Consider the following 23,470-nt stretch of genomic DNA (forward strand, 5'->3'; position numbering starts at 1 on the left):
GCCGCCCCATGGATTACCGCACCAAGGAAGAACAAGTCGCCGACTACCTGCGCGAGCGGATCATCTCCGGCGTGTACCCGCGCGGCTCGCGCCTGAAGCAGGCCGAGATCGCCGAGCAACTCCACCTGAGCATCACGCCCGTGCGCGAGGCGCTCAAGCTGCTCGAGGCCGAGGGCTACATCAGCGGCGACTCCTACCGCGGCGCACGCGTCGTGCCCTTCGACGCATCCTCATCCGCCGAAATCCTGCAGCTTCGCCTGCTGCTGGAATCGCAATTGGTCCGCGGCGCGGTGGAGAAGGTCACGGCGCAGGACATCACGGAGCTGCGCGCCTTGGCCGACGAGTTCGAGAAGGCTTTCGACAGCGGCGACCGCGCCACCGCGCGCGGTGTCAACTACCGCTTCCACCGGCGCCTGTACGACGTCGCCAAGATGCCGCAGACGCTGCATTTCGTGCAGATCCTGTGGGCGCGCTACCCCTTCGACCTGATCAACGCCGTGAAGGGCCGCGGCAGCGAAGCTGTGAAGGAGCACGACGAGATCCTGCACACGCTGACCACCGGCGACGTGTCGGCGGCAATGCTCGCGATGCGCAAGCACATCGAGTCGGGCTGGTCGGTGCTCAAGACCGCCGCCGAAGAGGCCGAAGAAGCCTGATCAGCGCGGCCGAGCCAGCAGCGGCCGCAGCGCGAAGAGTCCCAGGACGGGCCCCACGGCCAGCCACGGCAGCACACCCGCCAGCGGATACGCCTGCGACAGGCGCACGAACGCCTCGATGCTCACCACCGAGATCGCGAAGCCGATGCAGTTGGTCAGCGTCAGCACGCTGCCCACCACCTCGGGCGGCGCGTTGCGTGCGGTAAGTGCCGAAAACTGCGGGGAGTCGCCGACGACGGTCAGGCCCCACACGAGCAGCCACGCGACGAACAGCGGCGCCGGCGCCTCGAGCAGCCACGGGGCCGCGAGGCAGCAAACGCCGCTGGTTGCGAGCTGCCAGGCCGCGATGCGCGCGCTGCCGAAGCGGCGCGACATCCCTCCGCCCACCGCGCAGCCGAGGAAGCCCGCGGCGATCGCCCAGAAGGCGAGGGCGCTGATGTCGGTGCCCGTGAAGCGCGTCGCCGCGATGAGCGGCACCAGCGCGTACAGCGCATACAGCTCCCACATGTGGCCGAAATAGCCGAAGACGGACGCGCGCAGGTTGGGCTGCGTCACGATCGTCCGCAAGGCCCGCACGTCGATGGGCACGCCCGGCCCACGTTCGCGCTCGGGCACGAAGAGCGCCGTTGCGATGCCGCCGATGGCTGCGAGGATGGAGACGGCCACCAGCACGGCCTGCCACGAGGGCAGCACGCTGCCGCTGCCCGCCAGGGCGCGTAACCCATGCGGCAGCGCCGTTCCCAGGACCAATGCGCCGACCAACACGCCCAAGGCGGCGCCCAGGCCTTCGCGGTACCAGCTGGCGGCGATCTTCATGCCCACGGGGTAGATGCCCGCCAGCAGGAAGCCGACCACGAAGCGCAGCACGACCAGCACGGTGAACTGGCCGTCCAGCAGAGCGATCGCCGCGTTGCACGCCGCTGCCAGCAGGCTGCACACCATGAACACGCGCGTGGGCCGCAAGCGGTCGGCCAGCATCAGCATCGCGAACGTGAGCGTGCCCAGCACGAAGCCGAGCTGCACCGCCGATGTGACCGTGGCAACCGCCGTCGCGGGCAGCGCCCACCGCGCCTGGATGTCCGGCAGCACCGCGTTGCCGGCGAACCAGAGCGACGTGCCCGCGAACTGCGAGGCCACGATGACGGGCAGGACGCGGCGCGGCGTGTTCATGCCGCGCGCAGGCTCCGGCCCAGCGCCATCTTGCGCATCGCCGCGGCGAACGAGCGCACGGCCGGCGTCTGCGCGGCATCGCGCTTCCACAGGATGCCCGGCGTGCGCATCGGTGTCGGGCTTTCCAGGGGGATGGTCTTCACGTCCTCGGCGCCGGTGACCGCGAGGCTCGAGATGATCGTCGCCAGCTGCGTGCGCGCCACCAGGCCGATCATCGGCGCGATGGTGTTCATCTCGGCGACGACGACAGGCTCCGCGCCGCAGCTCTTGAAGCACTCGTCGAGCAGGTCGCGCGTGGCGAAGGAGTGCGGCAGCATCACCATGGCCTGCCGGTGCAGTTCCACCATGCGCACGCGCTTGCGTTGCGCGAGCGGATGGCGCGGCGACACCACCAGCACCATCTCCTCGGTGTAGAGCGGCTCGAACCACAGGTGCGTGGGGTCGGCGGGTTCGTAGGCCACGCCCACGTCCAGCGTCCCGTCGATCAGGCGCTGGCCGATCGCGTCGGCGCTGAGCTCTTCCACCGTCACCTTCACCGTCGGGTTGCGCTCGAGGAAGTTCGCCAGGCACTCGGGCACGAAACCCACGTTGAAGCTGCCGGTGGCGCCGATGCGCACCTCCCCCGTCAGCTCGTCGCCCGCGCGCTTCAGGTGCGACAGGCCGTGGTCGACTTCCAGCAGGGCTTTCGACGCGTAGCCCAGGAAGGTTTCGCCGGCTTCGGTGAGCACCACGCGCTTGCCGATGCGTTCGAACAGCGTGTGGCCCAGCTCATCTTCCAGCTGCTTGATCTGGTGCGACAGCGTGGACTGCGTGACGTGCACGCGCTCGGCCGCGCGGGTGAACGACAGGCACTCGGCCAGGCTCACGAAATAGCGCAGGTGCCGCAGCTCCATCTAGGGTTTCTACCGGTGAATGATCGATGGCATCGATCCGATGCATCGAAATTCTTCACTATCCCGGTGCAATGTCAATCGATACAGTCCCGCGAACTTGCTGGAGACAAGCCATGGCGCAACTGGAATACGACACGAAAAGCATCACCGACGCCGTGATCGGGCGACTGGCGGAGTGCGACGACCCGCGCTTCAAGCAGGTGATGACGTCCCTGATCCGCCACCTGCACGACTTCGCGCGCGACGTGGACCTGAAGGGCGACGAATGGTTCAAGGCCATCGACTTCCTTACCGCCTGCGGCAAGACATGCGACGACAAGCGCCAGGAGTTCATCCTGCTGTCGGACACGCTCGGGGTGTCGATGCTGGTGGTGGCGCTCGAACATGCGCGAGCGCTCAAGGGCCGCAGCGGCGCGACACCGCCGACCGATGCGACGGTGCAAGGGCCGTTCTTCTGGGAAGGCGCGCCCGAAGTGCCTCTGGGCGGCGACATCGCCGAAGGCGTGTCGGGTGAACCGGCGCTGTACAGCGGCCGCGTCACCGACCTCGAAGGCAAGCCGCTCAAGGGCGCGCTGCTCGACGTGTGGTCCGGCGACGGCGACGGCGTGTACGACATGCAGCGCGATGGCTCCGAGATGCGGGCGCGTGCGCGCATCCGCACCGACGCGGAAGGGCGCTACTGGTTCTGGTCGATCCGGCCGACGTACTACCCCGTTCCGGACGACGGCCCCGTGGGCGTGATGCTGCGCAAGATGGGCCGCCACCCGAACCGCCCCGGCCACATCCACATGAAGGTGTCGGCACCGGGGCACAAGGAAGTGACGACGCACCTGTTCGTCAAGGGCAGCCCCTACCTCGATTCCGACGCCGTGTTCGGCGTGCGCGAAAGCCTGATCGTCGAGTACGAGAAGCACGAGCCCGGCACGGCGATGGACGGGCGCAAGATGAACAAGCCGTACCACGTGGCGCACTACGACTTCCGCCTGATCCCCACCGGTGCAGCGGCATGAGCGACGCATCGATCAACAAGATCGGCAAGTCCACGGTGCCGCGCACGGCGATCAGCACGTCCGACGAGCACAGCATCACCATCCGCGGCGAGGACCTGTGCCGCGACCTGATCGGCCGCATCTCCTTCACCGACTACTTCAGCTTCCTCGTGACGGGGCAGAAGCCCTCGCGGGGCGATGCGATGGTGCTGGACGCGTGCCTGGTGGCCATCGCCGACCACGGCATGGTGCCCAGCGTGCAGGCGGCGCGCATGACGTATGCGGCGGCGCCCGATGCGCTGCAGGGCGCGGTGGCCGCCGGCATCCTCGGTTGCGGCAGCGTGATCCTGGGTGCGAGCGAAACGGCGGGCAAGCTCTTCGCCGAAGTCGATGCCGAAGCGAAGGGCGGCGACCTGCAAGCCGCCGCGCAGAAGGTCGTGCGCCGGATGCGCGAAGCCAAGCAGCCGATCCCCGGCTACGGCCACTCGCTGCACAAGGAGCGCGACCCGCGCGTGAACCGCCTGTTCGAAGTCGCCCGCGAAGCCGGCACCAGCCTGCGCTTCATCGAGATCGCCGAAGCGGTGGAGAGCGCCATCCCCGCCATCGTCGGCAAGGAACTCAAATTGAACGTGTCGGCCGCGATCCCCGCGGTGCTGCTCGGCACGAACTTCCCCTTGCGCGGCCTGCGCGGCGTGCCCATCCTCGCGCGGACAGCCGGCGTGATCGCGCACCTCGTCGAGGAAGCGGAAAGCCCCAGCGGCTTCGCGCTGGCCTACCAGGCCACGCGCGAACTGGTCTACGAAGGACCGGAGGCCAGGAAGTGACTGCGGCCGTCCTGCAAGGCGTGCGCGTGCTGGAGCAAGGCACGTTCATCACGGGCCCCGCCTGCGGCATGTTGCTGGCCGACCTGGGCGCCGACGTGATCAAGGTGGAACAGCCCGGCACGGGCGACCCCTTCCGCGCGTTCAAGGGGGGCCTGTACAGCCCGCACTTCCAGACCTACAACCGCAACAAGCGCAGCATCACGGTCAACACCAAGCAGGCCGCGGACCGCGAGAAGTTCTACGAGCTGGTCAAGACGGCCGACGTGTACATCCAGAACTTCCGGCCCGGCGTGGCCGAAGACCTGGGCGTGGGCGAGAAGCAGTTGCGCGACCTGAACCCGCGCCTGATCTACTGCTCGATCAGCGGCTTCGGCCCCACGGGGCCGGCTGCCTCGCGCCCGAGTTACGACACGGTGGCGCAGGCGGCCAGCGGCTACCTGAAGCTCCTGGTCAATCCCGCGAACCCGCGCGTCGTCGGCCCCGCCATCGCCGACGCGGTGACGGGCTTCTACGCGGCCTACGGCGTGCTGGGCGCGCTGTACGAACGCTCGCGCACGGGCGTCGGCCGCAAGGTCGAGGTCTCGATGCTCGAGGCGATGTCGCACTGGAACCTGGACGCCTTCACCCACTACTACTCGGCCAACGAGGTGATGGGCCCGTTCAGCCGCCCGCGCGTGTCGCAGTCCTACGTGCTGGAGTGCAAGGACGGCAAGTGGGTGGCGTTGCACATGTCCTCGCCCGAGAAGTTCTGGCAGGGCCTGGCCAGCGCCATCGAGAAGCCCGACATGTTCCAGGACCCGCGCTTCGCCACGCGCGAGGCCCGCATCGACAACCAGGAGGCGATCATCGACCTGCTCTCGGGCATCTTCAAGACGCGCACGCGCGAGCAGTGGTGCAACCGCCTGCTGGCCGAAGACGTGCCGCATGCGCCGATGTACGGCACGGACGAAGCATTGCAGGACCCGCAGGCGCAGCACCTGCAGCTGCTGGTGCAGGCCACGCACCCGACGATGGGCGAGTTCCGCACGGTGCGCCCGCCCGTCAGCTTCGACGGCGAGCGGGCCTTGAAGGTGCGCCCGCCGCCGACGCTGGGCGAGCACAACGCGGAGATCCTGCCGTGAAGGTCGGCGTCATCGTCGGCAGCCTGCGCCGCGAAGGCAACAGCCGCAAGCTCGCGCAGCGCCTGCAGGAGATCGCGCCGGCCTCGTTCGAGTGGAACGAGCTCGCCATCGGCGACCTGCCGCTCTACAACATGGACCGCGAAGGCGAAGCACCGGCCGAGTGGGCGCGCTTCCGCGAGGGCGTGCGTTCCAGCGACGGCTTGATCTTCATCACGCCCGAGTACAACCGCTCGATCCCCGGCGCGGTGAAGAACGCCATCGACGTCGCCTCCAAGCCGAACGGCCAGAACCTGTGGCCCGGCAAGAAAGCCTTCGTCGTCGCGCAGAGCAACGGGCCGCTGGGCGGCCTGGCCGGCTCGTTCGCGCTGAAGCAGACGCTGGCCGGCGCGGGCGCGCTGGTCCTGCCGCATCCCGAGGTTTACCTGAGCCGCATCTCCACGCTCTTTGGCGAGGACGGCCGGCTCGTTCCGGACACGCAGGAATTCCTGCGCGGTGTGCTCGCGACATTCGACAAGTTCATTCGAGGAGACAAGCCATGACGAATTCCAAGATCCAGCGCCGCACGCTCCTGGCCGCGGCGGCCGCGAGTGCCGCGCTCCCCGCGGTGGGCTGGGCGCAGCCGCAACCCGTGCGCATCGGCAGCACGCTCGCGCTGACGGGCCCGCTCTCGGCCACCGCGCAGGTGCACAAGCTGGTCGGCGACATCTACGTCGAGGACCTGAACAAGCGCGGCGGCCTGCTCGGGCGCAAGGTGGAATGGATCGTGAAGGACGACCAGTCCAAGCCCGACCTCGCGCGCACGCTGTACGAACAGCTGATCACCGCCGACAAGGTGGACCTGCTGATGGGACCGTATGCGACGGGCGCGATCCTCTCCGCGATGGGCGTGGCGCAGCGCTACACCAAGGTGCTGGTGCACCACACGCTGGGCGTGCCGGCCATGGCCAAGTACGAGATGCAGTTCCCGGCGTGGTCGCTGGGCTCCGACCCCGGCGTGACCACGACCAACACGGTGTTCGAGGCGCTGGCCAAGGGCCCGAAGCCGCCGAAGACCGTGGCCGTGGTCACGAGCAAGTTCCCGTCCATCCACTTCATGTCCATGGGCGCGCGCGAGACGATCAAGAAGCGCGGCCTGCAGGAAGTCCTCTTCCTCGAATGGGAGTTCGGCAACCGCGACTTCGGCCCCATCGCCAGCCGCGTCAAGGATGCCAACCCCGACTTCGTGTGGGTCGGCGCCATCGGCCTGGACGGCAACCTGCTGCTCGATGCGATGAAGAAGATCGACTATGTGCCGCCGCAGCACTTCTACCTGTACCCGGCGCCGGGGCCGCTGGTCACGCTGCCGGAAGCAGCGGGCGCGCTGTCGGTCACGATCTTCGAGGAGCACCCGCCCTTCAGCTCGCGCCCCAAGGCCGCGGACTTCATCAAGACCTACCATGAGCGCGCCAAGGCCGCCAACTTCCCCGACACGTCGGTGGAGGTGCAGGCCGCCGCGTCGTTCACCGCGTGGCAGATCCTCGAAGCGGCCGTCACGGCCACCAAGAGCCTGGACGACAAGGCCATCGCCGACTACCTGAAGAAGAACCGCGTGGAGACCATCCAGGGGTCGCTGCGCTTCGACGGGCCGTCGAACTACGGCGACGACCTGATGCGCATCAAGCAGGTGCAAGGCGGCCAGTGGAAGGTGGTGTACCCGCCCGAGTTCGCCGCGCCCGGCGCGAAGATGACGGCCCGCTAAGCGCGCGATGTCCTTCCCGAGCTGGACGCTGCTCGCGCAGTCCGTGCTGTCCGGGGTGTTCGCGGGCGCACTCTACGGCTTGCTGGGGCTGGGCCTCGGCCTGAGCTGGGGGCTGCTGCGCACGATCAACCTGGCGCACTTCGCCTTCGCCTTCCTGGCTGCTTACATCTGCTACCAGCTCGGGGCGTCGGCGAAGTGGGACCCGTTCCTCACGCTGGTCGTCATCGTGCCGCTGATGTTCGCGCTGGGGGCGGGCCTGCACTGGCTGACCGACCGGTTCCGGCTCACGCCGTTCTCGTCGCTGCTGCTCACCTTCGGCTGCATGGGCATCGCCGAATCGGTGATGCAGACGGTGTGGACGGCCGACCCGCGCAAGCTCGAATCGCACTGGGGCGACCTGAAGTTCCGCATCGGCCCGCTGTTCGTGCCGATTCCCGAGCTGCTCACGTTGATCCTCGCGGTGGGCATCTGCTTCGGCGTGTGGGCGACGCTGCGCTACACGGACCTGGGCAAGGCCCTGCGCGCATCGGCGGAGGACGCGCCGGTGGCCGCCGCCTTCGGCATCAACCAGCGCCGCAACGGCTTCATCCTGGCCGGCTCGTGCGCCGCGCTGGCGGGCATCGCGGGCGTGTGCATCGCGCTGTCCAGCAGCATCAGCCCGTCGCAGATGTATGCGTGGATCGGCGTGGTGTTCGCGGCGGTGATGATGGGTGGGCTGGGCAGCGCGCTCGGGCCGCTCATCGCGGGGCTCGTCATTGGCGTGAGTGAAGCCGTGACGATGGCGGTGACGTCGCCATCGTGGGCGCCGCTGGTGTCTTTCACGCTCCTGATCCTGATCCTGCTGGTGCGCCCGGGGCGCGTGCGATGAAGGGCCGCGCGGCTCCCGTCGGCATTGCCGTGGCTGGTGTGTTGCTGGCGCTGCTGCCGTTCCTGAAGCTGCCGGCGTTCTACGAATCGTTCCTGTACCTGGCGCTGTTCTGGATCGCGCTGGCGACCTCGTGGAACCTGCTCTCGGGCTATGCCGGCTATTTCTCGTTCGGCCACGGCGCGTTCTTCGGCGCGGGCGTCTACACGTCGGCGACGCTGGCGGTGAAGTTCAACTGGCCGTTCCTCTTGACGCTGCCCGTCGCTGCGCTCGTCGCGGCGGCAATCGGTGTCGGCGTGGGCGCGGTGGCGTTCCGCGTGAAGGGCGTGCGCGGCGAACTGTTCGCGCTGCTCACGCTGGCCGTCACTTTCGTGGTGGCCACCATCATCGGCAACACGGCCATCGACGGCGGGCCGGGCGTGTACCTCAACGCCGTGCCGGTGCCGAAGCTCGGGCCGTCGGCGACGTCCAGCCTGTTCCTGATGATGCTGGTGGCCGCCACCGTGACGCTGTTCGTCTCGTGGTGGGTGCGGCATTCGCGCTTCGGCGCCGGGCTGTTCGCCATCCACGACGACGAGGAAGCGGCGGAAGTGATGGGCGTGCCGACCTACCGCTGGAAGCTCTATGCGCTGGGCATCTCGTGCGCGCTGGCGGGCTGGGTCGGCGGCATCCATGCGCTGTTCATCTCGTACGTGACGACGGCGGAGACGTTCAACCTCACGGTGCCGCTGACGGTGGTGCTCATGAGCATCCTGGGCGGGACGCGGCATTGGGCAGGGCCCGCGGTGGGCGCCGTGGCGATCACGTGCTTGCTGTATGCGTTCACCGGTGGGCAGTACGCCGTGCTGGGGAAGGGTGTGATCGGGTTGATCCTCGTCGTCGGCATCCTGTTCATGCCCCAAGGGATCATGGGCCGCATCCGGCGTGTCGCCCCGGCGCAGGCCGGGGCCCAGCGTCTTGCGGCGGAAAGCCACGGGACCCCGGCCTTCGCCGGGGTGGCCAAGGGCGAGCCGCTGCTGCAGGTGAAGGGGCTGTCGAAATCCTTCCGCGGACTAAAGGCCTTGGCCAACGTCAGCCTCGACGTCAAGCAAGGCGAGATCCTCGGCCTGCTGGGCCCCAACGGCTCCGGCAAGTCGACCTTCATCAACGTCGTCAGCGGCCACTACCCCTCCAACGGCGGTGAGGTCGTCCTGGCCGGCCGCGACATCTCGGGCCTGCCCGCGCACGCCATCGCGCATGCCGGCATCGCGCGCACCTACCAGATCCCGCGCCCCTTCGCGCAGATGACCGTGATCGACAACGTCGCCATCCCCGCGATGTACGCCGGCACGAACCTGCGCACGCTCGCGGCCGCGCGCGCCGCGGCGATGCGCTACCTCGAGTTCACGCACCTGGACGGCAAGGCCGACGCGCTGCCGGGCGACCTGAACCTTCACCAGCGCAAGTTCCTCGAGCTGGCCCGCGCGCTGGCGTCGAAGCCGCAGCTCGTGCTGCTCGACGAAGTGCTGTGCGGCCTGACGCCCACCGAGATCCAGTCCGCCGTGGCGCTGATCCGCCGCATCCGCGACCAGGGCACCACCATCGTCTTCGTCGAGCACGTGATGGACGCGGTGATGGCGCTCACCGACCGCATCGTCGTGTTCGACCAGGGCGCGATGCTGGCCGAAGGCGCGCCGCGCGACGTGATGCGAAGCGAAGCGGTGATGAGCGCCTACCTGGGGGTGGCCCATGCTTGACCTGCACGAGGTCACCGTCGCCTACGGCCAGGCCCGCGCCCTGTGGGACGTGTCGATGAACGTGCGGCAAGGCGAGCTGCTGTGCGTCGTGGGGCCCAACGGCGCCGGCAAGACGACGCTCGTCAACACACTGGCCGGCATCCTGCGGCCGCTCTCGGGCCGCATCACGATGGACGGCCGCGACATCACGCGCCTGCCGCCGCACAAGTTGTGCGAAGCCGGCATCGCGCTGGTGCCCGAAGGCCGGCGCCTCTTCACCGGCATGACGGTGGCGGAGAACCTCGACGTCGGCAGCCTGCTGCCCGAAGCGAAGGCCCGGCGCAAGCAGACGTTCGGCGAAGTGCTGCAACTCTTCCCCGCGTTGGAGGCCAAGCTGGAGGCGCCTGCCGGTGAACTCTCCGGCGGCCAGCAGCAGATGGTCGCGATCGGCCGCGCGCTGATGGCGCGCCCGCGCCTGCTGCTGCTGGACGAGCCGTCGCTGGGCCTGTCGCCGCTGATCGTGCGCGACATGTTCGAGGCCATCCGCAAGATCAGCGCCGGCGGCATCACGATCATCCTGGTCGAGCAGAACGTGGCCACCGCGATGCGCATCTCGCACCGCGCCTGCGTGCTCGAACTCGGCCGCATCGTGGCCGAAGGCGAGCCCGACGAATTGATGAAACGCCCGGAAATCCGCCAAGCCTATCTAGGAGTCTGAAGATGCTGTTCCCCACCACCATCGTCGGCAGCTTCCCGCAGCCCGAGTGGCTGATCGACCGCGCCAAGCTCGCGGGCCGTTTCCCGCCGCGCGTGCGGGCGAAGGAGCTGTGGCGCGTGCCCGAGAACTTCCTCGCGCAGGCGCAGGACGACGCGACGCTGCTCGCGATCAAGCTGCAGGAGGAGGCGGGCCTGGACATCGTCTCCGATGGCGAGATCCGGCGCGAGAGCTATTCCAACCGCTTCGCCACCGCGCTGGAAGGCGTGGACCTGGACAACCCCGGCACCGCGCTGGACCGCTCGGGCCACCCCAACCCCGTGCCGCGCATCACCGGCAAGATCCGGCGCAAGCACGCCGTGGAGGTGGAGGACCTGAAGTTCCTCAAGAAGCACACGACGCGCAAGACGAAGATCACGGTGCCGGGCCCGTTCACCATGCTGCAGCAGGCGCAGAACGATTTCTACAAGAGCGAGGAAGAGGCGGCGGGCGACTACGCCGATGCGGTCAACGCCGAGATCAAGGACCTCTTCGCCGCGGGCGCCGACGTCGTGCAGATCGACGAGCCCTACATGCAGGCGCGGCCCGAGAAGGCGCGGCAGTACGGGCTGGCCGCGCTGAACCGCGCGCTCGAAGGCGTGCAGGGAACGACCTGCGTGCACATCTGCTTCGGCTACGCGGCCATCATCCACACGCGACCCAGCGGCTACTCCTTCCTGCCGGAGATGTCCGGCTGCAAGTGCAAGCAGGTCTCGATCGAAACCGCGCAGTCCAACCTCGACACCAGCGTGCTGGCGCAACTGGGCAACAAGCAGGTGCTGGTCGGCTGCATCGACCTGTCGGACATGAACGTGGAAACGCCGGAAGTCATTGCCGGCCGCATCCGCAAGGCGCTGAAGCACATCAAGCCCGAGCAGGTCATCCTGGCCCCCGATTGCGGCATGAAGTACCTGCCGCGCGAGGTGGCACAGGGCAAGCTACAGTCCATGGTTGAGGCCGCCGGGCAACTGCGGCGCGAACATGGAGGCTGAATGAACCGTCGTGACGTCCTGTTTGCCGCGGCAGCCGCGCTGCCCGTGCTGGCCACCGCGCAGTCCTTTCCCTCCAAGCCGATCCGCATCGTCGTGCCCTTCGGTGCGGGCGGCATCGCGGACCTGACGGCGCGCGCCGTCGCCAAGTCGCTCTCCGACAGCCTCAAGCAAGGCGTCGTCATAGAAAACAAGCCCGGCGCCGGCGGCGTGGTTGCGGGTGAGACCGTGGCGAAGGCGGAGCCCGACGGCCACACGCTTTTCCTCATGAGCAACGGCACGGCGGTGAGCGCGGGCCTCTTCAAGTCGCTGCCTTTCGACGCGCAGAAGGATTTCGCGCCCATCGCCATCCTGGGCTTCTTCGACATCGCCGTGCTCACCGCGGCCAACGGCAAGTTCCAGTCGATGCAGGAGATGCTGGCTTTCGCCAAGGCGAACCCCGGCAAATTGAACGTCGCGACCATCAACGTCGGCAGCACGCAGCACCTCGCAGCCGAACTGCTCAAGACCAGCGCGGGCGTCGACTTCCAGGTGGTGCCCTTCAACGGGTCGCCGGCCGTGCTCACCGCGCTGCGCGGCGGCCAGGTCGATGCGTGCGTGGAGATCCTCGGCCCGATGATGGGACAGATCGCTTCGAAAGCGGTGCGCCCGATCGCGGTGATGGGCGGCAAGCGCGCAGCGGGCCTGCCCGACGTGCCGACGGTGGCCGAAAGCGGCGTGCGCGGCTTCGATGCGTCGTCGTGGAACGCGCTGGCCGCGCCGGCGAAGACGCCGGCCGCCGTGATCCAGCAGCTCAATCGCGAAGTCAACAAGGCGCTGCAGACGCCCGAGCTGCGCCGGCAGCTGGCCGAGCTGAACGTGTCGCCGGCCGGCGGCACGCCGGAACAGCTGCGCGACCTGCTCGCGTCGGAAACGAAGCGCTGGTCGGACGTCATCACCCGAGCGAACGTGCCGCGCCAGTAGCGCGCGCGCCAACGACTCCGCGCACCATGAAGCGCCTGCTGCGGGTCCTTCTCGTCCTGCTGGCGGTCGCGGCTGTGCTCGCGGCCGCGGGGTGGGCCACGTTCCAGCTGCCCACCTTCGGCGGCAAGCCCGATAGCGCGCTGCGCGAGCGCATGCGCGCGTCGAAGCAGTTCCACGGCGACCGCTTCCAGAACACGCCGCCCTACGTGAGCAACCTGTCGTTGGCCGACACGATCAAGGCCTATGCCGGCAAGGAGGTGCGCGAGCCGCCCTTCGAAGTGCCGGTCGAGCCCGTCGCGGGCAGCGACCTGAAGCGCCCGGTGCCGCCGGGGCTGCGCGCGCGCTGGTTGGGGCATGCGAGCGTCCTGCTCGAGATCGACGGCGTGCGCGTGATGACCGACCCCGTGCTCTCGCGCCGCGTCTCGCCGTTCCAGTTCATCGGGCCCGCGCGCCTGCATGCCACGCCGCTGGCGATCGGCGCCTTGCAGAACGTCGACGCGGTGGTGATCTCGCACGACCACTTCGACCACCTCGACATGGACACCGTGCAGGCGCTGGCGCGCGGCGGCACGCGCTTCTTCGTCGGGCTGGGCATAGGCGCGCACCTGCTGCGCTGGGGCGTGCCCGCGGCGCAGGTGCAGGACATGGACTGGTGGGACAGCGCCACCATCGGCGGCGTCACGATCCACTGCCTGCCCGCGCGTCATTACTCGGGCCGCAAGAGCATGGACAACTCGACGCTGTGGTCGTCGTGGATGATCAAGGGGCCGCGCAACTCGGTGTATTTCAGCGGCGACACGGGTTACGCGGGGCACTTCAAGGAAATCCGCGAGAAGCTGGGCGCGCCGGACCTGTCGATGCTGAAGATCGGCGCCTACGACGAGACGTGGAAGGACATCCACATGACGCCGGAGTCCGCCGTGCGTGCGCACATGGAACTCGGCGCGAAGACCTTGCTGCCGGTGCACTGGGCCACGTTCAACCTCGCGTACCACGCGTGGGACGAGCCCATCGTGCGCACGCTGGCCGCGGCGAAGGCGGCGGGCGCGCAGGTCGTGACGCCGAAACCCGGGCAGCTCTTCGATACCGCCGCGCGCTTCACGAACCAGGCGTGGTACCTGCTACCCTCGGCCGCTCCAGAACCAAGGAAATGAGATGACGACGACCCCCTCCGGCCTGCAATACGACGACCAGCAACTGGGCAGCGGCCCCGAAGCCACCGCCGGCAAGAACGTGCGCGTGCACTACACCGGCTGGCTCTACGAGAACGGCGTGCAGGGCGCCAAGTTCGATTCCAGCCGCGACCGCAACGACCCCTTCGAGTTCGCGCTGGGCGCGGGCATGGTCATCCGCGGCTGGGACGAAGGCGTGGCTGGCATGAAGGTGGGCGGCAAGCGCACGCTGGTCATCCCGCCGCAACTGGGCTACGGCGCGCGCGGCGCCGGCGGCGTGATCCCGCCAAATGCGACACTGAAGTTCGACGTCGAACTGCTGGCCGTCGCCTGAAGCGCTACGCGCGGGCGAGCACTTCGCAGGCCCGCACGGCCTCCGTCTTGCCCTTCAGTTCGAAGTCGAGCTCCGGCCCGTAGGCGAACGCCGGGCCGGCCTGCGCTTTCGACGCGGCGCTGACGAGGATCTGGCCCGGCCGCGCGCGCGACTCCAGCCGCGCGGCGACGTTCACCGCGTCGCCCAGCACCGTGTACTCCATGCGCTGGTCGGTGCCCACGCATCCCGCGGCGGCGCGGCCGCTGTTGATCCCGATTCCGATGAGGATGGGATGCTCGCCGCCGCGCCGCGCGTTGAACGCGGCGATGCGCTCCCGCAGCGCCAGCGCGCAGGCGATCGCGCGGTGCGCATGGTCCGGCTGGTCCGTGGGCGCGCCCCAGACCACCATGACGGCGTCGCCGATGAACTTGTCGATGGTTCCCTCGAACGCGAGGACGCAGTCGACGACCTCCGAGAAATACAGGTTCAGCTCGGCAAACAGCTCCGCGGGGTCGCGGAATTCCGCGCGTGCCGTGAAGCCGCGGATGTCGCAGAACAGGCACGTCACCTCGCGCGACTCGCCGCCGGCGATCGCATCGAGCGTGCGGCTTTCCATCAGGCGGCGCTTGACCTCGGGCGAAACGAATTTCTCGAACACCGTCCCGAGCTTGTGCGAGTGCGCCTGTTCCTGCTCGAGGCGGTTCTGCGCGCGCAGCAGCGGGTTGCGCCGGACCGTGTCGCGGTAGGTCTCGACGGAGATCGCGCCGTCATCCAGCAGGCGCCACGCCTGCTCATGGACGGTGATGTGCCACGCCGGATCCGGCGGCAGTGCCTGGCCTTCCTCGAAGGCTTCCAGCACCTGCGCGCGCGTGCGGTCGTTCACGAGCAGCACCTCGGTCGCCGCGAGCCGGTCCTTGATGCCCTGTCCGCCGCATTCGGGGCATCCCGGCGACGTGAGGAGCTGCCGCGGCATCCTGCCCGTTGGCAGCAGGTGCTCCAGTTCCGCCTCGCCGAGGCGCGCGGGCCGCGCGCAGGACTTGCACAGGAGCCGCACCAGGAACTGCGACCACACGCAGCGCGTTCGCGCGACGAAGTCCTCGGGCGGAAGGCCCATCTCCATGAGCGGATAGGCGATGTCCGCCCCCAGCAAGGGCGAGTCGATGGTCACGACCATCCAGCGCCCCGGCCTGGAGCGCCACAGGGCCGGTGCGACGTTGCGGTCGAGCACCGTCGGCACGAACGCCACTTCGCCGTCGTCGATGGCCTCGAACGCCGCGTCCCAGGCGCCGGCTTCCGTGCCGACGATGACTTCCCGCCATCCTTGCGGCAGCGGACGGAAGACCTCGATGTCGTGGGGCGTTGCGGCCAGCGCGACGACGCGTCCCGACCCGCGCGCGAGCATGCCCGCGAGACTGGCGCCCATCGTGGCCTTGCCGCTTTGCGCCTGGCCGGTCGTTATCACCAGGCCCGGCGTTTCGCGGGCGAGCGCATGCGCAAGCTCGCGCAAGGCGCTGTCGCTGGGTACCGCGCCGAGCAAACCATCGAGTGGGATCACCGGCATGGGGCTGCCCCTTCCCCTGGTCGAGAAGCGGGCAGTGTGGCAGTCACGCCATGCGCTGTCTAGCGGACGGCCGCCGCGACATGCGCGGGCAGCCGCGAAAGCAGCCAGCGGATGCCGAATGTGATCACGAGGATGTCGTCCACCGCGCCGACGAAGGGAATGAAGTCGGGCACGAGGTCGATCGGCGACAGGACGTAGAGCAGCAGCATCAGCGCGCCGGCCTTGAAGGCGCGCGGCGTGTCCTTGTGCCGCCAGGCGCGCACCATGGCGCGCGCGTCCGTGCGCAGCAGGGTCCACAGAACGGCCAATCGCTTGAACATCACGGTCCTCCGGTCGAGAAAACCGACATGGGGTTCGTGCACGCCCGCGCAAGGGGCCGCGAACAATGTTACTTGGCGGGGTGCGAGCCCCCGCCATGCGGGGTGTTCCCACGGTGCTCCTCGAGCAGTTCCTGCAGGAAGTCGCGGGTGATGGCTTCGGAGGGCAGCGATTGCCGGAAGATCTTCAGCTCCTCGCGATCGAGCCCGGCCAACGAGTTCGCCGGGCCGTCCTGGTGATCGCGGAGTACGGGGTCGTCGCCGTGCCGGGTCAACGTTCCCATCCCGCGACCCTCATCGCGTCAGCCGGTACAGCAGGAACGCGGCCGCTGCCCATCCCAGCAAGGGCATCAGGGAGGGTCGCGACGCCGCCCGGGTCACCGGCCGTGCGGTGGCGTCTGCGGTCGGCACCGTGGACACCTCCAGGTCGTCATCGAAGCCGTCGTCCAGTTCCGGCGGGTGGACATCGCCGCTTTGCTTGATCGGGCCGCTCAGTTTGCGCATGTCGTTGCTTCCATCGAGTCCATCGATCCATCGTGACCAAGCGCGGGCGAGCGCTACGGCGGTCTCCTGCGCATGCCGGTGTCAGAGCAAGGAGACGCGGCCATGCGTGGACGCGCGCCGGCCTTCGCTACGATTTCAGTAGCGGGACAGCAAGGATGGACGGGGGAAAAGTGGTGGGTCCTGTAGGATTCGAACCTACGACCTACGGATTAAGAGTCCGCTGCTCTACCAACTGAGCTAAGAACCCACTTTGAAACCGAATCGTGGTGGAGAGGAGGAGGATCGAACTCCCGACCTTCGCATTGCGAACGCGACGCTCTCCCAGCTGAGCTACCCCCCCACGAGGAAGAGCCGGATTTTAGCAGAGGTTTTCAGGCCGCTTTCAGCACGCGGGGCGCGAACAGGTCTTCCATCTCCTTGCGGATGCGGAAAGCGCGCGTCGTCTGGTCGACCGCGACGTCGGCCCAGCTGAGCGACTGGCCTTTTTTCACCGGGCGCAGCACCTTGATGTCGTGCGCCAGGCCCAGTGGCAGGCCGCCCACCTGCATCGACTTGCCCGCCGGCTGCAGCTTGCCCCACACCGTGTAGCCGCCTTCGCCATCGAGCATCTCGCCCGGCTGCAGGTCGCGCTTGGCCGTGGCCACCACGTCGGCGTTCCAGCAGGTGGCCACGCCCGTCGGTTCGCCGCGCAGCGCGACGCTCGCCACCGACATGCCGACTTCCAGGCCGATCAGGTGCCAGCGCTTGTACAGCGTGAAGTAGCGACCGCTGGAATCGGTCTGCGCCTTGTATTCCTCGAAGCAGTTGCGGATGTACTCGGTCTCGCCCTCCACCGTCACCCACACGCCCATGCGGATCTCGTAGTCGATGGGGCGCCCCTGCGCGTCCAGCGAGTTGACGACTTCGACCATCCCCTTGCGCTCGAGCACGCCGCCTTCGCTGCGCGGTTTCGTCATCTCGGGGATGCGGTCGATGCTCGCGCTGGGGAACAGCAGACCGTCCGAGGGCGCGTGCAGCCCGCAGGCGTTCGCGACGGCGGTGCTCTCGATCGAGGGCTTCGAGCCGTCGAGGAAGCTGTTGAACATCTTCGGGTTGAGGCCGCCGCGCACGGCCTGCTCGCGAGTCAGACCCCAGTTGTCCCACACGGTGTCGGGCGTCGATTCGCTGAAGTGCGGTTGCCACTTGTGGCCGCGGCCCGCCGCGACCACGGGAAAGCCGCAGGTGCGCGCCCAGTCCACCAGGTCGCAGATGAGGGCGGGCTGGTCGCCGAAAGCGAGCGAATAGATCACGCCGGCTTCCTGCGCGCGGCGCGCGAGCAGCGGCCCGCAGAAGGCGTCGGCCTCCACCGTGACGTTCACCACGTGCTTGCCGTTCGCGAACGCTTCGAGGCAGTGGTCGACGGCGGCGATCGGGTGGCCGGTGCATTCGACGATCACGTCGATGCCCGGATGGCGCACGAGCGCCTGCCAGTCCTCGCCGACGTGCGTCGTGCCGCGCTTGATCGCGTCGTCGATCGACGACGCGCGGGTGCGTTCGTCCTTCCAGCCGACGCGGGCGAGGTTCGTGCGCGCCGCGGCGGGCGAGAGGTCGGCGATGCCCGCGAGGTGCACGCCGGGCGTGCGGGGCACCTGGGCGAGGTACATCGAGCCGAACTTGCCGGCACCGATGAGCCCGATGCGGATCGGCTTGCCGTCGGCGGCGCGCTGCTGGAGCTTGGCGTACAGGCTCATCGCGTCACGCCGCCTTCCGCATTTCGGCGATGGGCACCTGCGACGTCTGCAGCGCGCTCGCGGGCAGGCCGTCCTTCCATGGGAGGTTCACGGGGTAGGACTTCAGCAGGCAATCGTCCGGCAGGCACTGGATGGGCGCGAAGTCGCGGTGGGCGATGAACTCGGGCCGCTTGTGGCGGCGGATGTGGTTGGACACGGCGCACAGCGACAGGTACACGCTGACGCGGTTCCACGGCGACAGGTTGCTGCTGGACGCGTGCACCAGGCAGCTGTGGAACAGGATCATCGAGCCGGCCGGGCCCTTGGGCGACACGATGCCGCCGTTCTTGCCGCCCGCGCGCTCCACGAGCTTGCGGATCAGGTCGTCGTCCACCGTCCACAGCGGGTAGCTGGTGGTGGTGAGGTCGTGTTTGGCCTCGACCACGCCCTTCTTGTGGCTGCCCGGGATGAACATCAGCGGGCCGTTGTACTCGTTCACGTCGTCCAGGAAGATCGCGACGTTCATGGCGCGTTCGGTGGGCATCATGTCGTCGTTCAGCCAGGTGCCGTAGTCCTGGTGCCACTGCCACACGTCGCCTTCGAATGCCATCTTGCCGTTGATCTTGAACTGGTGCATGTAGACCTCTTCGCCGAAGAGCTCCATCACCGGCTCGACCATCCGCGGGTGGCGCGCCAGGCGCGCGAACGGGTCGCTGTACATGTGTGCGGCGAAGTTCGTGCGCACGGCGTCCCTGCCTTTCTCGCGCACGTTCCACGCCTCGCGCGACGCGTACAGGCGCGGGACTTCGTCGGTGAGAAGCTTCGTCTCCTCGGGCGTGAAGAGGCCGGGGAAGAAGAGGTAGCCCTCGCGGTCGAACTGGTCCAGCTGCTCTTTCGTGAGCTTCATGATTTGTCTCCTCGCAACTTCAGGACATGGGTCAGCTCGCGCGCCAGGTTCTCGCCGGCATGCTGGCTGTGCTGTTCGATCAGGCGCGCGGCGCGGTCGCCGTCGCCCGCGGCGATGGCTTTCGCGATCGCTTCGTGTTCGTCCCACACCGCCTTGCGCTGGGTGCTTTGCTGCAGCACGGCGCCCATCACGCGGCGCAGGTGGTGCCAGTGCTGGTGCGCGCTTTGCGCCAGCAGGGGGTTGCCGGACGCTTCGTAGATCGCGTTGTGGAAGGCCAGGTCGGCTTCGATCATCGCCTTGACGTTTCGCCCGCGCGCCGCCTTGCGGCCGTTCTCGACCAGGCGCGCATCGAGCTTCGTGCGCCGCGCGGCGGCCAGGCGCGCCGCCAGCACGTCGAGCGCGCCGCGGATCTCGTACACCTGCAGCATGGTGGCGACGTCGAGCGGCGCGACGAGCACGCCGCGGCCGGGCGCGTCCAGGATGAAGCCGTCCTTCTTGAGCAAGCGCAGCGCCTGCAGCACGGGCTGGCGCGAGACGGCCAGCTGCTCGGCGATCTCCTCCTGCGTGATGCGCTGGCCGGGGGCCAGCGAGCCTTCGCTGATCGCGTCGAGCAGGCGCGTGTAGACGCGGTCGACCAGGTCGGGGGCCGTTTCGATCTTGAGCAGCTGGGCGGGCATGGGTGGCTCTGAACTCTGTATACAGAATACGCCTCCCCGCAGCCCGGTGCAAGCTGGGAATAATCCCATGATGAAAAACCGATACGACCCCGCCTGGCTGGACCGCATGTACAACAACCGGGAGCTGGTGCGCGACTACCCCACGCACCTGCGCAACTGGGCGGCGTGGTCGGCCGATGCGATGCGGGGCGGCGCGCGGTCGCTGGACGTGCGCTACGGCCCGGGGCCCAACGAGCACCTGGATATCTTCCGCGCCGACCGCGAGAAGGCGCCCGTGCTGGTGTTCATCCACGGCGGCTACTGGCGCGCGCTGGACAAGAAGGACCACGCCTTCGTCGCGCCGCCGTTCACGCAGAAGGGCGTGTGCGTGGTGGTGCCCAACTACGCGCTGTGCCCGGCCGTCACCATCCCCGACATCGTGATGCAGATGGTGCGCGCGCTGGCATGGACCTGGCGCCACATCGGCGAGCATGGCGGCGACCGAGACCGCATCTTCGTCGCCGGGCATTCCGCCGGCGGCCACCTCGCGGCGATGATGGCTGCGTGCCTGTGGCCCGTGCACGACCGCGCATTGCCGGCCGACCTGGTGAAGGGCGCGCTGTCGATCTCCGGCCTGCACGACCTGGAGCCCTTCGTCGAGGTGCCTTTCCTCAAGGACTCGCTGCAACTGACGCCCAAGGACGCGCTGAAAGCGAGCCCCGCTTACTTTCCCTCACCAAATCATGGGCAGCTGTACAGCGTGAGCGGCGCGCTGGAGAGTGCGGAATTCCACAGGCAGATGGCACTGATGCGCGACGCGTGGGGCAAGCAGCGTGTGCCGGTGTGCGAAAAGATCGCGGAATGCAACCACTTCAGCGTGCTGGAGGCATTCACGCAGCAGGGGAACCGACTGCACAGCCTGGCACTCGAATTGGTCCAGAACCATTGAGGTAAGACATGCGAAGGCTCTGGATCCTGCTGCTCGCCGCGGCGTTGCAGGCGTGCGGTGGCGGGGGTGGCGGCGGGTCCACGACGCCGGTTGCGAACAGTGGGAACCCACAGGCGTGCACGGTGGCCGACCAGCGGCAGCACGTGCTCGACTTCATGCGCAGCGAGTACTACTGGTATTCGCAGATGCCCGCACCCGATGCCAACGCGGCCACGCTCGACGCGTACTTCCGCTCGATGCTCTACCAGCCGACGGACCGCTTCAGCTTTTCCGAATCCACGGCCGCGTACGAGCAGCTGTTCGACGAAGGCACGTTCACCGGCTACGGCTACTCGCTGGCCGTGGTCGACGCCGACAACGCCATCCTGCGCGTGCGCACGGTGGAGCCGCAGGGCCCGGCCTATGCCGCGGGGCTGCGCCGCGGCGACACCATCGTCAGCATCAACGGCCTGACGCCGGCGCAGGTGCTGGCGGGCGGCGCGGGCCCGGTCTCCGCCGAAGGCGTGCAGCGCACGATCGTCGTGCGCGACACGGCGGGCAACCAGAAGACGCTGCAGATGGTCTCCAAGACCTTCCCGCTGACGCCGGTGCAGGACGTCAAGGTGGTCGACGCCACGCGCAACGGCCAGCCGGTGAAAGTGGGCTACCTCGGCTACTCGGAGTTCGTCACCTACAGCCTGGCCGACCTGCAGAACGCGATCTCCGCCTTCACGCAGCAGGGCGCCACCGAGCTCGTGCTGGACCTGCGCTACAACGGCGGCGGCGACGTCGCCACCTCGCGCGACCTCGCGAGCCTGGTCGCCGGCGCGCGTGTGGCAGGCCAGCTCTTTGCGGCGCTGCGCTACAACGACAAGAACCAGGCGAGCAACAGCGACTACCGCTTCATCGCGCCTTCGGCCAGCATCCCGTCGCTGTCGCGCGTGTTCGTCATCGCCTCGGGCAGCACGGCGTCGGCCAGCGAACTCGTGATCAACGGGCTCAAGCCTTTCCTCAACGTCGTCACCGTTGGCGAGACCACTTACGGCAAGCCCTACGGGTTCGAGCCTTTCAGCTACTGCGGCACCACGTACAACGCGGTGAACTTCGAGGTTTTCAACGCCGCCGGCGTGGGCGGCTACACCGCGGGCCTGCCGCCCACGTGCCCGGCGCCCGACGACCTGGACCACGCGCTGGGCGACCCGAACGAAGGGCGTTTCAAGGTGGCCCTGGGCTACATCGCCACCGGGCAATGCGCGCAGCAGGCGCAGTCGGCCGCTATTTCCTCACGCCCGCAGGCAACAATCGGTGAGATGCCGCGCCCCGGCATGGTCAGGCGTTAAAGTCGCACCTCATCCGTTCGGGCGCCCGTCTTGAAGAAGTACCTTTCCCTGGCCTTCCTTTGCCTGCTGCTGCAAGCCTGCGGCGGCGGCGACTCCAAGCCCGTCGCCGGCAACCCGCAATCGGCCTCGTGCGCGGCGGAAGACCAGCGCGCCTCGCTCATGGCGTGGATGGACGACCTGTACCTGTGGAACGGCCAGCGCGCGCCGGCCGACCTGGCCGCGCGCGACATGGCGGGTTTCTTCGACTCGATGCTGTACCGGCCGCTGGACCGCTACAGCTTCGCGCAGACCACGGCCAGCTTCGATTCCACGTTCAACTCCGGCACGCGCGTGGGCTACGGCTACTCGATCTCGCTGGACCCGGCGGGTGACCTGCGGGTGCGCTTCGTCGAGCCGCTGTCGCCGGTCGCGGCGCTGGGCATGAAGCGCGGCGACCGCATCCTGTCCATCGACGGCTTCACGCCGCAGCAGGTCCTGGCCGGCGCGCTGCCGGTGGTCACCACCGAAGGCGTGCTGCGCACGTTCGTCATCATCGACGCCACCGGGGCGCAGCGCACGATCGAAGTGCACTCGCGCCTGTTCGTGCTGACGCCGCTGGCCGAGTGGAAGATCCTCGACGGCGTGCGCGACGGCCAGCCCGTGAAGGTGGGCTACCTCGCGTACCACCAGTTCGTGTTCTACAACGTGACGCTCCTGGGCTTCGCCATCGACCGCATGGCGCAGGCCGGGGCCAGCGAGATGGTGCTGGACCTGCGCTACAACGGCGGCGGCTCCGTGGCCACCTCGCGCGACCTCGCCAGCTTCATCAGCGGCGCCACGGCCGAAGGCAAGGTCTACACGCGCCTGAAGTTCAACGCGCAGAACGCCGACCAGGACGTCGACGTGCCCTTCATGACCGCGGCGCAGCGCTATGCGCGCCCGCTCGAAGGCCTCAAGCGCGTGTTCGTCATCACCTCGGGCGGCACGGCGTCGGCCAGCGAGCTCCTGATCAACGGCCTGCGCCCGTACATGCAGGTCGTGCTGGTCGGCGACACGACCTATGGCAAGCCTTATGGGTTCATCCCGCGCAACACCTGCGGCACGACGTACAACGCGGTGAACTTCGAGGCCGTGAACGCGCTCGGCGCCGGCGGTTTCTCCGCGGGCATCGCGGCGGACTGCACCGTGCCCGACGACTTCGACCACGCGCTGGGCGACACGCAGGAAGGGCGCCTGAAGACCGCGCTGGACTACATCAGCACCGGCCGCTGCACCGCGCCGCGCGTGCCGCAAAGCGCCGCGATCGCCACGAAGAAGACACGCCCGGCCGTGCTCGGCGAAGGCGTGCCGGAGCAGATGTTCTTCAACAAGTGAGCCGTCGTCCCGGCGCAGGCCGGGATCCAGCGT

The 23,470-nt window shown here is 68.5% G+C and carries 25 protein-coding genes and 2 tRNA genes; 16 read left to right on the forward strand and 11 right to left on the reverse strand.

Annotated features, from left to right (window positions below; all coding sequences use genetic code 11):
* Positions 1–8 precede the first annotated feature (8 nt).
* Positions 9–656, forward strand: coding sequence for a GntR family transcriptional regulator (locus tag WG903_RS09525; protein WP_340074645.1), 648 nt, complete (start codon positions 9–11; stop codon positions 654–656).
* Here WG903_RS09525 and WG903_RS09530 read toward each other — a convergent pair whose 3' ends face one another.
* Together WG903_RS09530 and WG903_RS09535 are read right to left on the reverse strand one after the other, a co-directional pair.
* Positions 657–1,826, reverse strand: coding sequence for an MFS transporter (locus tag WG903_RS09530; protein ID WP_340074647.1), 1,170 nt, complete (start codon positions 1,824–1,826; stop codon positions 657–659). It lies immediately after the preceding gene.
* Positions 1,823–2,719 (reverse strand): LysR substrate-binding domain-containing protein, encoded by an 897-nt coding sequence (locus tag WG903_RS09535; RefSeq protein WP_340074649.1) that lies wholly within the window; start codon positions 2,717–2,719, stop codon positions 1,823–1,825. The genes WG903_RS09530 and WG903_RS09535 overlap by 4 nt, the downstream gene beginning before the upstream one ends.
* Before the next feature lie 113 nt (positions 2,720–2,832).
* On the opposite strand from WG903_RS09535, the gene WG903_RS09540 reads away from it, so the two are divergent.
* The 12 genes from WG903_RS09540 to WG903_RS09595 are packed head-to-tail and all read left to right on the forward strand — an operon-like array spanning position 2,833 to position 14,183.
* On the forward strand, positions 2,833–3,729 hold the full coding sequence (locus tag WG903_RS09540) for a dioxygenase family protein (RefSeq protein WP_340074651.1): 897 nt from the start codon (positions 2,833–2,835) through the stop codon (positions 3,727–3,729).
* Positions 3,726–4,532 (forward strand): citryl-CoA lyase, encoded by an 807-nt coding sequence (locus WG903_RS09545; RefSeq protein WP_340074653.1) that lies wholly within the window; start codon positions 3,726–3,728, stop codon positions 4,530–4,532. Before WG903_RS09540 ends, WG903_RS09545 begins: the two co-directional genes overlap by 4 nt.
* Positions 4,529–5,653, forward strand: a complete 1,125-nt coding sequence (locus WG903_RS09550) for a CaiB/BaiF CoA transferase family protein (protein WP_340074655.1) — start codon at positions 4,529–4,531, stop codon at positions 5,651–5,653. The genes WG903_RS09545 and WG903_RS09550 overlap by 4 nt, the downstream gene beginning before the upstream one ends.
* A complete protein-coding gene (locus tag WG903_RS09555) occupies positions 5,650–6,192 on the forward strand; it encodes an NADPH-dependent FMN reductase (protein WP_340074657.1) in 543 nt (180 codons plus the stop codon). The genes WG903_RS09550 and WG903_RS09555 overlap by 4 nt, the downstream gene beginning before the upstream one ends.
* Positions 6,189–7,391, forward strand: coding sequence for an amino acid ABC transporter substrate-binding protein (locus WG903_RS09560; RefSeq protein WP_340074659.1), 1,203 nt, complete (start codon positions 6,189–6,191; stop codon positions 7,389–7,391). The genes WG903_RS09555 and WG903_RS09560 overlap by 4 nt, the downstream gene beginning before the upstream one ends.
* Positions 7,392–7,398: 7 nt before the next feature.
* Entirely contained in the window at positions 7,399–8,259 is an 861-nt protein-coding gene (locus tag WG903_RS09565) for a branched-chain amino acid ABC transporter permease (protein WP_340074661.1), read from the forward strand.
* Complete coding sequence (locus tag WG903_RS09570; protein WP_340074663.1) at positions 8,256–9,992, forward strand: branched-chain amino acid ABC transporter ATP-binding protein/permease; 1,737 nt, start codon at positions 8,256–8,258, stop codon at positions 9,990–9,992. Before WG903_RS09565 ends, WG903_RS09570 begins: the two co-directional genes overlap by 4 nt.
* Entirely contained in the window at positions 9,985–10,689 is a 705-nt protein-coding gene (locus tag WG903_RS09575; protein WP_340074665.1) for an ABC transporter ATP-binding protein, read from the forward strand. Before WG903_RS09570 ends, WG903_RS09575 begins: the two co-directional genes overlap by 8 nt.
* 2 nt (positions 10,690–10,691) lie before the next feature.
* Positions 10,692–11,717, forward strand: coding sequence for a uroporphyrinogen decarboxylase family protein (locus WG903_RS09580; RefSeq protein ID WP_340074667.1), 1,026 nt, complete (start codon positions 10,692–10,694; stop codon positions 11,715–11,717).
* Positions 11,718–12,677: a Bug family tripartite tricarboxylate transporter substrate binding protein gene (locus tag WG903_RS09585; RefSeq protein ID WP_340074669.1), complete on the forward strand. Its 960-nt coding sequence runs from the start codon at positions 11,718–11,720 to the stop codon at positions 12,675–12,677.
* Positions 12,678–12,703: 26 nt separating this feature from the next.
* A complete protein-coding gene (locus WG903_RS09590) occupies positions 12,704–13,831 on the forward strand; it encodes an MBL fold metallo-hydrolase (protein WP_340074671.1) in 1,128 nt (375 codons plus the stop codon).
* A gap of 1 nt (position 13,832) precedes the next feature.
* Complete coding sequence (locus WG903_RS09595) at positions 13,833–14,183, forward strand: FKBP-type peptidyl-prolyl cis-trans isomerase (RefSeq protein WP_340074673.1); 351 nt, start codon at positions 13,833–13,835, stop codon at positions 14,181–14,183.
* Positions 14,184–14,187: 4 nt separating this feature from the next.
* Here the strand turns inward: WG903_RS09595 and WG903_RS09600 are convergent, their stop codons facing one another.
* From WG903_RS09600 to WG903_RS09640, 9 genes are all read right to left on the reverse strand, one after another.
* On the reverse strand, positions 14,188–15,723 hold the full coding sequence (locus WG903_RS09600; RefSeq protein WP_340074675.1) for an adenylate/guanylate cyclase domain-containing protein: 1,536 nt from the start codon (positions 15,721–15,723) through the stop codon (positions 14,188–14,190).
* Positions 15,724–15,782: 59 nt separating this feature from the next.
* The gene (locus WG903_RS09605; protein WP_340074677.1) at positions 15,783–16,043 is read right to left on the reverse strand and encodes a YkvA family protein; all 261 of its coding nucleotides are present in this window, start codon (positions 16,041–16,043) and stop codon (positions 15,783–15,785) included.
* Positions 16,044–16,111: 68 nt separating this feature from the next.
* Complete coding sequence (locus WG903_RS09610; protein ID WP_340074679.1) at positions 16,112–16,324, reverse strand: hypothetical protein; 213 nt, start codon at positions 16,322–16,324, stop codon at positions 16,112–16,114.
* Between the two features lie 10 nt (positions 16,325–16,334).
* Complete coding sequence (locus tag WG903_RS09615) at positions 16,335–16,544, reverse strand: hypothetical protein (protein WP_340074681.1); 210 nt, start codon at positions 16,542–16,544, stop codon at positions 16,335–16,337.
* A 171-nt stretch (positions 16,545–16,715) separates the two neighbouring features.
* Positions 16,716–16,791, reverse strand: a tRNA-Lys gene (locus tag WG903_RS09620).
* A 17-nt stretch (positions 16,792–16,808) separates the two neighbouring features.
* Positions 16,809–16,884: transfer RNA gene (locus tag WG903_RS09625), tRNA-Ala, on the reverse strand.
* A gap of 31 nt (positions 16,885–16,915) precedes the next feature.
* Positions 16,916–18,274 carry an NAD(P)H-dependent oxidoreductase gene (locus tag WG903_RS09630; protein ID WP_340074683.1) on the reverse strand — a complete coding sequence of 453 codons (1,359 nt, stop codon included), beginning with the start codon at positions 18,272–18,274 and terminating at the stop codon, positions 16,916–16,918.
* Between the two features lie 4 nt (positions 18,275–18,278).
* Complete coding sequence (locus tag WG903_RS09635; protein WP_340074685.1) at positions 18,279–19,160, reverse strand: phytanoyl-CoA dioxygenase family protein; 882 nt, start codon at positions 19,158–19,160, stop codon at positions 18,279–18,281.
* Complete coding sequence (locus WG903_RS09640; RefSeq protein WP_340074687.1) at positions 19,157–19,837, reverse strand: GntR family transcriptional regulator; 681 nt, start codon at positions 19,835–19,837, stop codon at positions 19,157–19,159. Before WG903_RS09640 ends, WG903_RS09635 begins: the two co-directional genes overlap by 4 nt.
* A gap of 70 nt (positions 19,838–19,907) precedes the next feature.
* Between WG903_RS09640 and WG903_RS09645 the strand changes: the two genes are divergently transcribed.
* Genes WG903_RS09645 through WG903_RS09655 form a run of 3 tightly spaced genes read left to right on the forward strand, consistent with a single transcriptional unit; the run spans position 19,908 to position 23,437 of the window.
* A complete protein-coding gene (locus tag WG903_RS09645) occupies positions 19,908–20,765 on the forward strand; it encodes an alpha/beta hydrolase (protein ID WP_340074689.1) in 858 nt (285 codons plus the stop codon).
* Between the two features lie 8 nt (positions 20,766–20,773).
* Complete coding sequence (locus WG903_RS09650; protein ID WP_340074691.1) at positions 20,774–22,084, forward strand: S41 family peptidase; 1,311 nt, start codon at positions 20,774–20,776, stop codon at positions 22,082–22,084.
* Between the two features lie 30 nt (positions 22,085–22,114).
* Positions 22,115–23,437: a S41 family peptidase gene (locus WG903_RS09655; protein WP_340074693.1), complete on the forward strand. Its 1,323-nt coding sequence runs from the start codon at positions 22,115–22,117 to the stop codon at positions 23,435–23,437.
* The last annotated feature ends 33 nt before the right edge of the window (positions 23,438–23,470 follow it).

It is taken from the genome of Ramlibacter sp. PS4R-6 (assembly GCF_037572775.1).
GTDB lineage: Bacteria > Pseudomonadota > Gammaproteobacteria > Burkholderiales > Burkholderiaceae_C > Ramlibacter.